10 protein-coding genes are annotated in these 12,436 nt (G+C 64.8%); 5 read left to right on the plus strand and 5 right to left on the minus strand.

Translation table 11 applies throughout. From position 1 onward, the window contains the following. Window positions 1-5: 5 nt before the first annotated feature. From AC5P8F_RS08885 to AC5P8F_RS08895, 3 genes are all read right to left on the minus strand, one after another. Window positions 6-2,687 carry a sulfatase-like hydrolase/transferase gene (locus AC5P8F_RS08885; RefSeq protein ID WP_053494799.1) on the minus strand — a complete coding sequence of 894 codons (2,682 nt, stop codon included), beginning with the start codon at window positions 2,685-2,687 and terminating at the stop codon, window positions 6-8. Between the two features lie 146 nt (window positions 2,688-2,833). Continuing rightward, the gene (locus AC5P8F_RS08890; protein WP_014645853.1) at window positions 2,834-3,772 is read right to left on the minus strand and encodes an electron transfer flavoprotein subunit alpha/FixB family protein; all 939 of its coding nucleotides are present in this window, start codon (window positions 3,770-3,772) and stop codon (window positions 2,834-2,836) included. Continuing rightward, window positions 3,772-4,518, minus strand: a complete 747-nt coding sequence (locus AC5P8F_RS08895) for an electron transfer flavoprotein subunit beta/FixA family protein (protein ID WP_014035896.1) — start codon at window positions 4,516-4,518, stop codon at window positions 3,772-3,774. The genes AC5P8F_RS08890 and AC5P8F_RS08895 overlap by 1 nt, the downstream gene beginning before the upstream one ends. A 247-nt stretch (window positions 4,519-4,765) precedes the next feature. Between AC5P8F_RS08895 and AC5P8F_RS08900 the strand changes: the two genes are divergently transcribed. From AC5P8F_RS08900 to rfbD, 5 genes are all read left to right on the plus strand, one after another. Then, window positions 4,766-5,983, plus strand: a complete 1,218-nt coding sequence (locus tag AC5P8F_RS08900; protein ID WP_188239222.1) for an ArnT family glycosyltransferase — start codon at window positions 4,766-4,768, stop codon at window positions 5,981-5,983. A gap of 68 nt (window positions 5,984-6,051) precedes the next feature. Beyond that, entirely contained in the window at window positions 6,052-7,107 is a 1,056-nt protein-coding gene (gene rfbB, locus AC5P8F_RS08905) for a dTDP-glucose 4,6-dehydratase (protein WP_111205543.1), read from the plus strand. Between the two features lie 14 nt (window positions 7,108-7,121). Continuing rightward, on the plus strand, window positions 7,122-8,009 hold the full coding sequence (gene rfbA / locus AC5P8F_RS08910) for a glucose-1-phosphate thymidylyltransferase RfbA (protein ID WP_053494803.1): 888 nt from the start codon (window positions 7,122-7,124) through the stop codon (window positions 8,007-8,009). After that, window positions 8,006-8,563, plus strand: coding sequence for a dTDP-4-dehydrorhamnose 3,5-epimerase (gene rfbC / locus AC5P8F_RS08915; protein WP_053494804.1), 558 nt, complete (start codon window positions 8,006-8,008; stop codon window positions 8,561-8,563). The genes rfbA and rfbC overlap by 4 nt, the downstream gene beginning before the upstream one ends. Further along, entirely contained in the window at window positions 8,560-9,453 is an 894-nt protein-coding gene (gene rfbD / locus AC5P8F_RS08920; RefSeq protein WP_188239223.1) for a dTDP-4-dehydrorhamnose reductase, read from the plus strand. Before rfbC ends, rfbD begins: the two co-directional genes overlap by 4 nt. Before the next feature lie 102 nt (window positions 9,454-9,555). Here the strand turns inward: rfbD and AC5P8F_RS08925 are convergent, their stop codons facing one another. Together AC5P8F_RS08925 and AC5P8F_RS08930 are read right to left on the minus strand one after the other, a co-directional pair. Continuing rightward, entirely contained in the window at window positions 9,556-10,959 is a 1,404-nt protein-coding gene (locus AC5P8F_RS08925) for a mannose-1-phosphate guanylyltransferase/mannose-6-phosphate isomerase (protein WP_053494806.1), read from the minus strand. A 13-nt stretch (window positions 10,960-10,972) separates the two neighbouring features. Next, a complete protein-coding gene (locus AC5P8F_RS08930; protein ID WP_053494807.1) occupies window positions 10,973-12,319 on the minus strand; it encodes a phosphohexomutase domain-containing protein in 1,347 nt (448 codons plus the stop codon). Between the last annotated feature and the right edge of the window lie 117 nt (window positions 12,320-12,436).

Genomic DNA, 12,436 nt, shown 5'->3' on the forward strand with positions numbered 1-12,436 from the left:
GGGAGTTACATTGCGACAGATTCAGGTACCAGCGCGGGGGCGTGAAGGCAGCGCATCCCGGGACAGGCTGGAGCAGCCGGTTGAGCCGTCGCAGCCGGGGCCAAGTGCAGACGGTGCAGGGTAATCAGCTCGCAGTCCTCCGTAGCGCAGGTCGTTTGTCCAGGCACCAGCGTCAAGGTGAGCTGCCCGCCGGCGGCGCTGGACAGGCCTGCCAGGTCGATGGGGTATTCACGCGTCCCTGCTTCGATCTGAAGCAAGCCGAGCGGGGCGTCGTTGGCCAGCACCGTGAGCTCGCGAGGTGACTGCGCCGACAGTGAAAGGACTGCCTGCAGCCGGGCGGGCTCGGATGGCAGGCGCAGTCGTAGCGAGGCGGCCGCGCCACGAACGCTGCGCCCTTGGGGAGAGGGACCGTGCCAGCCACAGGAAATGAAACGATTGCTGGCATCGGCGCTGAAATCCACCGACGATCCCACAGGCAGTGCCTCGTAGGCAGGCAGCAGGGTATAGCCATCCAGTCGCACCGCAGCGTCTGGCGATACGCCGACACGGACTTCAGCCAGGGGCAGGTCTTCAGGGAATACATACCTGGCTTCCAGCATCGTCCCGTCACGTCCATCGGCCGTGTCCAGCAGCGCATGGCGGTCGTAGGTCTGTGCCCCGTAACTGGCAACGACATCGGCCCAGGCACCGTTGGCGGGGTGGGCCACGCCCTGCAGGCTGAGGGTGTAGTTGCCTGCGCACAGATCCTGGTAGGCGCCATAGGCCAAGGTCCCTTCCGCACCCTGCGAGAACAGCTTTCCATCCATCGCTTCACCGACGATCGTATGGCTCGCATCGAAGTGGGTGCGGATGATGAAATCGTTGCGCAGCTGGGACGCCGGGGGCGCTTCGCGTGCAGCCTGCAGCAGTTCCGGCACCAACGCGCCGGCCTTGAGCGATTGTTGTGACACCACGCGAGCCGTTCCGTCAGCGCTCCCCCACAGGCACCACTCATCGGCGGGCTGCCGTTCGTCGAACGCAAAGCAACGATCAATGTAGAGGACCTGCTGGGAATCACCGCCGGCCAGAAGGTGGCCAGAGCGGATGCCGTTCGTGCCAAGCTGGGCAATTCGGCCGCGGTCATCGGCAGCGATGGCCAAGGGCGGAGTCAGCGTCTGCTTACCCAACTGGATGACGCCATCCACCAACTGCAGGTGATCGTCGATCCGGCCCAGCTCCCATAGCGTGCTGGAATAGGCCATGAAACCTGGCAGGTGGTCCTCGCTGGCATCTGGTTCCCGACCGGGTCGGACACTCAATGAAGTACCTGCGCCCTTCACGGAAAGCTGTGAGCGGCCAAAGCCGAGTGCCACTCCCCCTTGCAGGGCATCAAGCAGTGAGGCGCCCGTATCGAGGGTGGTCGCGGGTCGATCAACCTGCCTCGCGCGCAGGTCGCTGCCGAACATGAGAAGAAGGTTGCTGCGATCAGCATCTCGCAGCAGGTCGGCAATGTCGTTGGGCAGGGCCAGATGGTCCGATGCAACAACAATGATTGTATTGCGAGCGTAGGGACTGGCGCGGATGCGGCGTACGAAATCAGCAACCAGTCGGTCCGAGCAATGGATTGCGTCGAGCATCGGCCTGCGCTGGCCAAGCCCCTCATAGGCGACATCGAGGCAGGCATGGGGGATGTGTCCGCTTGGATGATGTGTATCCAGAGTCAGGCCGACGAGGGCGAAAGGCGTGGTCTGCTGCGAGAGCGCAGCGAAGCGGTCCCAGAGCGCATCCAACAGGACATCATCGTGGACGCCCCATGGCGAGAAACGGTTGTCGCCCAGCTTCAGGCTCTTGAAATAGGAGCGATCGCGTACCGTGCCGAAGCCGTGGCTGGCGAGGAACTGTCCCTTTCCAGCGAAATCAGAAGCGGCGCCTCCGATGAACTCGACGTCGTATCCGCGCTCGCGCAGGTGATCGGTCAGGCAGTACGCGCCAGGCAGGAAGCGGCCGATGCTTGCATAGCCATTGGCGTCCTGGCTGAGGGAAAGGGGGACGCCGCACAGGGAACTGACCATGCCGGCGATCGTCCACGTGCCGCCTTCGCGCGAGTCCACGTGCCGGAAATCCACGGCCTCGCTGCGCAGCTTGTTCAACTCTGGCGCAAGGCCAGGGAATCGCGACTCATCGAGATAGGTGCGCTCGAAGCTTTCGGCGTAGAGAATCACCACGTTGCGGTGATTCCCGAGCGGGGCGTCGGGACGTACGTACTGGTCCCCTTGTGCCGGTGCAAGACGTGCCTGCCGATCCTGGCGTACCAGTGTCGCGACGTCGTAGACGATCGGATTGAAAACCAGCGTCGCCAGCAGAGAAGCCGCGAACAGGGGACCGGCGGGTGCCCACCTCCGTGCCGAATGCAGGCGGGGCATGAAAGCGAGGGCCAGGCATGCCACCAGTGCTGCCGAAAGCAGGCCGATGGGCAAGCTGAAATCAGCGGCGCCTGCGCCGCGCATGCCTGCGCGCAGATGATAGATCACGGCGTAATCGATGCCGTTGCCACTGAGTGCATCAATGAAAAGCCAGATCGCCAGCAGTGCTCCGCAGAGCGCAGTGACCAGCAGCTTCCATCGCTGTCCATGTGTGCAATGTCGCGCAAGCAACGCGAGCATTCCGATCCATGCCGCAAAAAACAGGCATTTCATCGCCATCTGCATTCTCTCCCTCCGGTTGGAGCGATGGGAGGGGAAATGCTACAGAATCAAGACAGCGCAAAAGGCGTGTTGCAATATGCCGACATGTTTTGACGAGTGGCAGGGTGGGCAATGTCTGCCCACCCTGCGAGTTGCTACGCAGGTTTCGACTACAGCGCCTTTTCCAGCTCCGGCAGGATTGCAAACAGATCGCCCACCAGGCCGATATCGGCAATCTCGAAGATCGGCGAATCCGGATCCTTGTTGATCGCGACGATCGTGCCGGCATCCTTGATACCGGTCAGGTGCTGGATGGCGCCACTGATGCCGACGGCCACGTAAAGTTCCGGGGCGATGATCTTGCCGGTCTGGCCGACCTGCAGGTCGCTGGGCACGTAGCCGGCATCAACCGCAGCACGCGAGGCACCGACGGCGGCACCGAGCTTGTCGGCCAGCTGGAAGATGACCTTGAAGTTCTCTTCCGAACCGACACCACGGCCACCGGAGACCACGCGCTTGGCGCTCTGCAGGTCCGGGCGGTCGCTGGCACCAGCGGCGAGGCCGACGAAGCGGGTGTGGGTCGGCAGGGCAGCATCGACGCTGGCCGCCTCGATGGTCGCGCTGCCGCCCTGGGCGGCTTCCGGCCACGAGGCGGCACGCACGGTGGCGACCACGATCTGGTCGGCCGGGGCTTCCACGGTGATGATCGCGTTGCCGGCGTAGATCGGGCGCTTGAAGGTGTGGCTGCCTTCAACGCTCATCAGGTCGGAAACCTGGTTGACGCCCAGCAGGGCGGCCACGCACGGCATCAGGTCCTTGCCGAAGGTGGTCGACGGGCCGAACACGTGGGTGTAACCCTTGGCCAGCTGCGCGATCTGCGGTGCCAGCACCTGGGCGATGGCCTGCGCGTTGGCAGCGTTGGCCACGGTCAGGACCTTGGCGACGCCAGCGATCTTCGCGGCCTCGGCAGCCACGGCAGCCGGATCGGCGGCCAGCACCAGCACGTCGATGCTGGCGCCGCTGATGGCGGCAGCAGCGCTGACGGTCTTGGCGGTGGCGGCGTTGAGCTTGCCGTCGTGGTGCTCGGCGATGACGAGAATCCTGCTCATTACAGCAACCCCTTCTGCTTGAGTGCGGCAACCAGTTCGGCCGCGTCCTTGACCATCACACCCTTGCTGCGCTTGGACGGCGCGGCGTACTGGGTGGTCTTGAAGGTGTCGGCGGCTTCAACGCCGAGGTCGGCCAGCTGCAGGGTCTCCAGCGGCTTGGCCTTGGCCTTCATGATGTCCGGCAGCTTGATGAAGCGCGGCTCGTTCAGGCGCAGGTCGGTGGTGACCACGGCCGGCAGATCGACTTCCAGCGTTTCCAGGCCGGCGTCGACTTCGCGGGTCACCGTGGCCTTGCCGTCGGCAATGTCCAGCTTGCTGGCGAAGGTCGCCTGCGGGCGCCCCCACAGCGTGGCCAGCATCTGGCCGGTCTGGTTGGCGTCGTCGTCGATCGCCTGCTTGCCCAGGATCACCAGGTCCGGCTGTTCCTTCTCGATCAGCTTGAGCAGGGTGCGCGCGGCGGTCAGCGGCTGGATGGCCTGGTCGGTGACCACATGGACGGCGCGGTTGGCGCCCATGGCCAGGCCGTTGCGCAGGTGCGCCTGGGCATCGGCCGGGGCGATGGTGGCGACCACGACTTCGCTGGCGATGCCCTTGTCGCGCAGGCGCAGGGCCTCTTCCAGGGCGATTTCATCGAAGGGGTTGGGGGACAGCTTGACGCCGTCGGTGACCACGCCGGAACCGTCCGGCTTGACCTGAATGCGGACGTTGTAGTCCACCACGCGCTTGTACGCGACGAGGATTTTCATCTGGTACGGGGTCCTTCAATAACGGAGAGAACGTCCGGTCCTCGCACAGCAACCGGTTCGGGGGTGGGACCCCGATTCTAACTGGCCTTTGTCGACCATGCGAATGCGTATGGTGAAACGGCGTCCTGTATCCACGTCGCCTGAATGGCTACTCTAGCGGCCGGTTCCGCTGCCCCGCCACATGCCTTCATTGACCTCGCCCCCTCCATACCGCCTGCTGCTGGCGATTGCCGTTGCTGGTGTGGCCATGCGCCTGCTGTTCGTGCAATGGATCCCCTTGCAGCCCGTTGCCGATTTCGGCCGCTATCTGGAGGTTGCCAGCAGCGTTGCCAGCGGTGGCGGCTTCCGGATTTCAGGCATTCCCTATGTGTCCCAGCCTCCGTTGTACCCCGGAGTGCTCGGCGCCTGGTTCATGCTCACCGGCGTGAACGTGGGCGCGGGCAAGATTCTCAATGTCCTGCTCTGGGCCGGCACGCTGGTTTCGTGGGTCGGTCTGGGGGTGCGCCTCCAGGTGCGCCCGGCCTGGCAGGTTGCCTCTCTGGCAGTGCTGGCATTCCATCCGGCGCTGGTCGCCTACAGCAATGTACTGGGTACCGAATCGCTGTCACTGTTCCTTGCCGTGTTCGGCATGCTTGTGGCGGTCGTGCGTTTTCCGGGCCGATGGCTGCTGCTGGGAGCCGTGCTGGCACTTACCGCGTTGAACCGGCCACAGATGCTGCCGTTGCCGGGAGCCGTGGCACTGGCGTTGCTCCTGCGTGATGGGATGCGCATCGCCACCTGGCGGCGGATCAGCATGGTGGTGCTGGGTTTTCTGCTGGTACTGGGGCCGTGGACCCTGCGCAACGCAGTTCTTTTCGGCCAGTTTGTGCCCGTCAGTGCAAACAGCGGGTATGTGCTGATGGTCAACAACAACGATGCCAATGCGCATGGCGGGTGGATGCCCTTGAAGGATGTCCCCCTCCAGGCTGACGACAAGGCCCGGTTCGCCGATGCTGGATTTCCCCAAGGGTTCTTCAGCGGAGAAAGCGAGGACTGGAAGCTCCGCCACTGGACGCCTGCGGCCGACGTGATTGGCTCAGCAATTGGCCGCCGTTGGATTTCCGAACACCCCGGCCGCTTCCTGGAGTTGGCGCTGCTGCGCGTGCGCGGATCGTTCGATGTCGGCAGCCTCCTGCATTGGCCGTTCCTGGAGAGAGGCGGTGCTCCGGTGTGGCTGGGTAGGTTGACGCTGGCACTCAACATTGCGTTGACGGCCTGGACGATGGTTGCGCTGCTGCGCATCTGCCTCCACCTGCGCCGCTGGCAGCCCGTTCATTGGCTTGCCGTGGCCACACTTGGCCTGGGAATGGTGTCGATCCTGCTGTTCGAGGGGCAGGGACGCTACCTCCTGCCACTGGTCCCAGGGGCGCTGTTCATCATTGCCGCCGCGGGCAGGCTACGCTTGCCCAGCCGGATCAACGCTTGATATCCCGTGGTCCTCCGAACCCTTCGCTGCAGACACGTCCCAACCCGTACCAATCAGGAGAACAGGTAGTGCCCACATGGCTCGTCACCGGCGGTGCCGGATTCATTGGCGGTAACTTCGTTCTCGAGGCCGTCGCACGCGGCGTCAAGGTCATCAACCTCGATGCACTGACTTACGCCGGCAACCTGAAGACCCTGGCCAGCCTGGACGGCAACCCGCAGCATGTGTTCGTGCAGGGCGATATCGGCGACAGCGCGCTGGTCGCCCGCCTGCTGACCGAGCACCAGCCCGATGCAGTGCTGAACTTCGCCGCCGAAAGCCACGTGGACCGTTCCATCGACGGCCCAGGCGCCTTCATCCAGACCAATGTGGTGGGCACCCTGGGTTTGCTTGAAGCGGTACGCGACTACTGGAAGGCGCTGCCGGCCGAACAAGGGGCGGCCTTCCGCTTCCTGCATGTGTCCACCGATGAGGTGTATGGCACCCTGGGCGAGACCGGCAGGTTCAGCGAAACCACCCCGTACGCCCCGAATTCGCCGTACTCGGCGTCGAAGGCCGCTTCGGACCACCTGGTGCGTGCGTTCCACCACACCTACGGGCTGCCGGTGCTGACCACCAACTGCTCCAACAACTACGGCCCGTATCACTTCCCCGAGAAGCTGATCCCGCTGGTGATCGCCAAGGCGCTGGCTGGCGAACCGCTGCCGGTGTACGGCGATGGCAAGCAGGTGCGCGACTGGCTGTTCGTGTCCGACCACTGCGAAGCGATCCGCACCGTGCTGGCCAAGGGCCAGGTCGGCGAGACCTACAACGTCGGCGGCAACTCGGAAAGGCAGAACATCGAAGTGGTGCAGGCGATCTGCGCACTGCTGGACCAGCGCCGTCCGCGCGAGGACGGCAAGCCGCGCAGCAGCCAGATCACCTATGTCACCGACCGTCCTGGCCATGACCGCCGCTATGCGATCGATGCTTCCAAGCTGAAGAACGAGCTGGGCTGGGAACCGGCCTACACCTTCGAGCAGGGCATCACCTTCACCGTCGACTGGTACCTGGACAACCAGGACTGGGTCAACGGCGTGCTCGACGGCAGCTACCGCCTGCAGCGCATCGGCACCACGGACTGAACCCAGGAGACACCATGACCCAGCGCAAGGGCATCATCCTCGCCGGTGGCTCCGGCACCCGCCTATATCCAATCACCAAGGGTGTCAGCAAGCAGCTGCTGCCGGTGTACGACAAGCCGATGATCTACTACCCGCTCAGCGTACTGATGCTGGCGGGCATCCGCGAAGTGCTGATCATCAACACCCCGCACGAGCAGGCGCTGTTCCAGCAGTTGCTGGGCGACGGTTCGCAGTGGGGAATGGACATCCAGTACGCGGTGCAGCCGAGTCCGGATGGCCTGGCCCAGGCCTACCTGATCGGCCGCGACTTCGTGGCTGGCAAGCCGAGCTGCCTGGTGCTGGGCGACAACATCTTCCACGGCCACGGCCTGCGCGAGGTGCTCAAGCGTGCTGACGAGCGCGTGCACGGCTCGACCGTGTTCGGGTATTGGGTCAATGACCCGGAACGGTATGGCGTGGCCGAGTTCGACCAGGGCGGCAAGGTGATCGATCTGGTGGAGAAGCCGGAAAAGCCGCGCTCCAACTATGCGGTGACCGGCCTGTACTTCTATGACGGCAAGGCCTGCGATTACGCGGCCGAATTGAAGCCGTCACCGCGTGGCGAACTGGAGATCACCGATCTCAACAAGCGTTACCTGGCCGAAGGCGACCTGCACCTGGAGGCGCTCGGCCGTGGCTATGCGTGGCTGGATACCGGTACCCACCAGTCGCTGCTGGAAGCATCCAACTTCATCGAGACGATCCAGACCCGTCAGGGCCTGCAGGTCTGCTGTCCCGAGGAAATCGCGTTCGGCAAGGGCTGGATCAACGCTGGACAATTGGAAGCGCTGGCCGCGCCGTTGATCAAGAACAGCTACGGTGAATACCTGCATAAGCTCGCCGTGCGTGGAGTCGTTCCATGAAAGTGATTGAAACCCGGTTGCCCGGCTGCGTGGTGATCGAGCCGGCGGTGTTCGGCGATGCCCGCGGTTATTTCTTCGAAACCTGGAACGCCGAGCGCTTCGCCGCGCTGGGCCTGCCGGACCGTTTCGTGCAGAGCAACGTGTCGACCTCTGCGCAGGGCGTGCTGCGCGGCCTGCATTACCAATGGCCGCGGCCGCAGGGCAAGCTGGTCAGCGTGCTGGAAGGCGAGGTCTACGACGTGGCCGTGGATATCCGCCGCGGTTCGCCGACCTTCGGCCAGTGGGAAGCGGTGGTGCTGAGCGCGGAGAACAAGAAGCAGTTCTGGATTCCAGAGGGCTTCGCGCACGGTTTCGCCGTGCTGTCCGAGCGTGCGGTGTTCAGCTACCTGTGCACCGAGGTCTACCTCAAGGACTTCGATGCCGGCGTGCGCTGGAATGACGCCGGCATTGCCGTGGACTGGCCGGTCAGCGCACCGACCCTGTCAGCCAAGGACGAGAACGCACCGTTCCTGAAGGACATTGCTGAAGATCGCCTGCCGGTCTACGTGCCATGACCGTGCTGGTGTTCGGTGGCAACGGGCAGGTGGGCCAGGAGTTGCTGCGCGCGCTGGCGCCGCTGGGGAAGGTGATTGCAACCACGCGCAGCGGCCAACTGCCCGACGGAAGTACCTGTGAAACGGCCGATTTCGGCCAGCCCGACAGCCTGCCGGCATTGCTGGACCGCGTGCAGCCGTCGCTGGTGGTCAATGCGGCCGCCTATACCGCAGTTGATCGTGCGGAGCAGGAGGTCGATGCGGCCTTCGCTGCCAATGCGCAGGCGCCGGGCGTGATCGCGCGCTGGTGTGCGGCGCATGGCGTGCCGTTCGTGCATTACTCCACCGACTACGTGTTCGACGGCCAGGGCAGCGCGCCCTACCGCGAGGACCAGCCGACAGCACCGCTGGGCATGTATGGCACCAGCAAGCGCGATGGCGAGGACGCGGTGCGTGCGGCCGGTGGCCGCCATCTGATTTTCCGCACGGCGTGGGTGTATGCATCGCACGGCGCCAACTTCCTGCGCACGATGTTGCGTGTGGGTGCAGAGCGTGACGTATTGCGTGTGGTGGCTGACCAGATCGGTACGCCGACGCCGGCGGCGCTGATCGCCGATGTCACCGCGCAGGCACTGCAGCATCCTGGGCAGTTGTCGGGTACCTGGCACCTGACCGCCAGCGGCCAGACCAGCTGGCATGGCTTTGCCGAGGCCATATTTGCCGAGGCGTTGGCCAGCGGCGTGTTGGCCAAGGTGCCGACGGTCGAGGCGATTCCCAGTTCCGAGTATCCGACCCCGGCCAGGCGCCCGGCCTGGTCGGTGCTGGACAACCGCAAGCTGCAGCAGGATTTCGGCGTCGTGCTGCCGAGCTGGCAGGATGGCCTGAAGCGGGTGATGGCGGAGCTGGCCTGACGGCCGTAGCGCCGGGCCAAGCCCGGCGACGCAGCGCTGCCGGGCCGATCAGGAACGGGTCAGAGCCCGTTGCGCAGCAACGGGATCAGACCCGGGCAAACCTCAGCTGCGCCCGTAGGTATCCTCGAAGCGCACGATGTCATCCTCGCCCAGATAGCTGCCGGACTGCACTTCGATCAGTTCCAGCGGCAGCTTGCCCGGGTTGCGCAGGCGGTGGGTCACGCCCAGCGGAATATAGGTGCTCTGGTTCTCGCTGAGCAGGATCACCTCGTCACCACGGGTCACTTCAGCGGTGCCGCTGACCACGATCCAGTGTTCGGCGCGATGGTGATGCATCTGCAGGCTCAGCGTGCCGCCGGGCTTGACCGTGATCCGCTTGACCTGGAAGCGCTCGCCGTTGTCGATCGAATCGTAGGCACCCCACGGGCGATAGACCTTGCGGTGCCAGGTGGCCTCGCTGCGGCCTTCGGCCTTCAGCTGCGCCACTACGGTCTTGACCTCCTGCATGCGATCGGCCTTGCCGACCAGCACCGCGTCGTCGGTTTCCACCACCACCACGTCATCCAGCCCGACCAGCGCCACCAGGCGCTGTGCGTAGGCATAGGTATTGCGGCAGTCGATGGCGATCACGTCGCCCTGGTGGGCGTTGCCATCGCCGTCCTGCTGCGAGACATCGCGCAGCGCGGTCCACGAGCCGACATCGTTCCAGCCGGCATCCAGTGGAATCACCACGGCATCAGCGGTCTTCTCCATCACCGCATAGTCGATCGAATCGGACGGAACGGCAGTGAAGGCCTCCTTGTCCAGGCGGGTGAAATCGGCATCGCGACGCGCCTGCTGCCAGGCCTGGCGGCTGCCGGCGAGCATGGCGGGCTGGAAGCGTTCCAGCTCCTGCAGGTAGCGCGAGGCCTTGAACAGGAACATGCCGCTGTTCCAGTAGTACTGGCCGCTGCTGACGTAGCGGGTGGCGGTACCCAGGTCGGGCTTCTCGACGAAGCGCTCGACCGCGCGCAGGCCCTGGCCATCGGCGGCCTTGATATAGCCGTAGCCGGTTTCCGGGCCGGTCGGCACGATGCCGAAGGTCACCAGCTTTCCGGCTTCGGCGGCAGCGGCGGCAGCCTGGACGGCGCTGCGGAATGCAGTCTCGTTGTTGATCACATGATCGGAGGGCAGCACCAGCAGCAGCGCGTCGCCGCCGTCGCGGGTGGCTTCCAGCGCGGCCACCGCGATCGCCGGTGCCGTGTTGCGGCCGACCGGCTCAAGGATGATCGCGGCTGGCTCGGCGCCAACCTGCTGCAGCTGCTCGGCGGCAACAAAGCGGTGTTCCTCGTTGGCAATCACCAACGGGCCGCGCGCGGCAATCGGCGCCACCCGCTGCCAGGTGGCCTGCAGCATCGTCTGTTCGCTGGCCAGCGGAAGGAACTGCTTGGGATAGGCTTCGCGCGAAAGCGGCCACAGACGGGTACCGGAGCCACCGGACAGGATGACAGGCTGGATAGTGCTCATGGCCTTCCTTTGATTATTTCTGCAGCAGGGAGGAAATCTCGTCGGTACGCGCCTGCATCAATGCAGCGTCTCCCCGCGATTCCACATTCAGGCGCAGCAGCGGTTCAGTGTTGGAGCTGCGCAGGTTGAAGCGCCAGTCGCCGAAATCGGCGCTGACGCCATCGGTGTAGTCCAGCGCGGGCGACTGCGCGGCGAAGTGTTCCATCACGCGTGTGACCGCAGCCTTGGCATCGGCAACCTTGAAGTTGATCTCACCGCTGCAAGGGTAGGCGGCCATGCGGTCTTCAACCCAGTCGGCCAGCGAGCGGCCGCTTTCGGAGACCAGCTGGGCGATCAGCAGCCACGGAATCATGCCCGAGTCGGCATACGCGAACTCGCGGAAGTAGTGGTGGGCGCTCATCTCGCCGCCGTACACGGCATCCTCCGCGCGCATCTTTTCCTTGATGAAGGCGTGGCCACTCTTGCACAGCACTGGCACGCCACCGGCCTGTTCGACCATCTCCACGGTGTTCCAGACCAGGCGGGGGTCATGCACGACCTTGCCACCCGGATGGTGGGCGAGGATTGCCTTGGCCAGCAGGCCGACCAGGTAGTAGCCCTCGATGAAGCGGCCGTTGTGGTCGAAGAAGAAACAGCGGTCGAAATCGCCATCCCACGCAATGCCGAAGTCCGCGCCATGTTCGCGCACGGCGTCGGCGGTGGCGGCGCGGTTTTCCGGCAACAGTGGATTGGGAATGCCGTTGGGGAAGCTGCCGTCCGGTTCGTGGCAGATGCGGATGAACTCGAACGGCAGGTGCGGTGCCAGCAGGTCGACGATGGCACCGGCGCCGCCGTTGCCGGCGTTGACAACGATCTGCAGTGGCTTGAGCTTGCTGGTGTCAACGTAGCTCAGCAGGTGCTGGATGTAGGCGCTCTTGTCATGCTGGGCGATCTGGCCGGCGCAAGGCGGCTGTGCCGCGGATGAATCGGCGGCGACCGCATCGGAGATCGCGAACAGGCCGGTATCGGAGCTGATCGGCCGGGCGTTCTCCTTGACCAGCTTCATGCCGTTGTAATCCATTGGATTGTGGCTGGCAGTGACCATCACCCCGCCGGCAGCCCCCAGGTGATCGGTCTGGAAATAGACCTCCTCGGTGCCACACAGGCCGATGTCGATGACTTCGCGGCCGGCACCGCGCAGGCCGGCCGCCAGCGCGTCCTGCAGCGCGGGGCTGGTCAGGCGGACGTCGTGGCCCAGCACCACCGGGCCCGGAGCGAGCTGTGCATTCAGGGCCGTGCCGATCCGGCGTGCCAGGTCTTCGTTCAGTTCTTCCGGCACGCGGCCGCGGATGTCATAGGCCTTGAAGGCGGGCAGGGGCATCGGTCAGATCCAATGTGAGCTTAGCCACTGATTGTAGCCTTTGTCCTGTATGGGAATCGTTTCCATTCCGCAACTCCCGGTGATTGGCTGAGGGTATCGGGTACGCGGGGGCGCCCG

Source organism: Stenotrophomonas sp. YJH_SMC_69 (assembly GCF_059370495.1).

What these genes read in the sequence shown, in the direction of transcription:
- AC5P8F_RS08925 (WP_053494806.1), bottom strand. Translation starts at nt 10,959, where the DNA reads ATGAGCACTATCCAGCCTGTCATCCTGTCCGGTGGCTCCGGTACCCGT.
- AC5P8F_RS08885 (WP_053494799.1), bottom strand. Translation starts at nt 2,687, where the DNA reads ATGCAGATGGCGATGAAATGCCTGTTTTTTGCGGCATGGATCGGAATG.
- rfbD (WP_188239223.1), top strand. Translation starts at nt 8,560, where the DNA reads ATGACCGTGCTGGTGTTCGGTGGCAACGGGCAGGTGGGCCAGGAGTTG.
- rfbA (WP_053494803.1), top strand. Translation starts at nt 7,122, where the DNA reads ATGACCCAGCGCAAGGGCATCATCCTCGCCGGTGGCTCCGGCACCCGC.
- AC5P8F_RS08930 (WP_053494807.1), bottom strand. Translation starts at nt 12,319, where the DNA reads ATGCCCCTGCCCGCCTTCAAGGCCTATGACATCCGCGGCCGCGTGCCG.
- AC5P8F_RS08900 (WP_188239222.1), top strand. Translation starts at nt 4,766, where the DNA reads ATGCGCCTGCTGTTCGTGCAATGGATCCCCTTGCAGCCCGTTGCCGAT.
- AC5P8F_RS08890 (WP_014645853.1), bottom strand. Translation starts at nt 3,772, where the DNA reads ATGAGCAGGATTCTCGTCATCGCCGAGCACCACGACGGCAAGCTCAAC.
- AC5P8F_RS08895 (WP_014035896.1), bottom strand. Translation starts at nt 4,518, where the DNA reads ATGAAAATCCTCGTCGCGTACAAGCGCGTGGTGGACTACAACGTCCGC.
- rfbC (WP_053494804.1), top strand. Translation starts at nt 8,006, where the DNA reads ATGAAAGTGATTGAAACCCGGTTGCCCGGCTGCGTGGTGATCGAGCCG.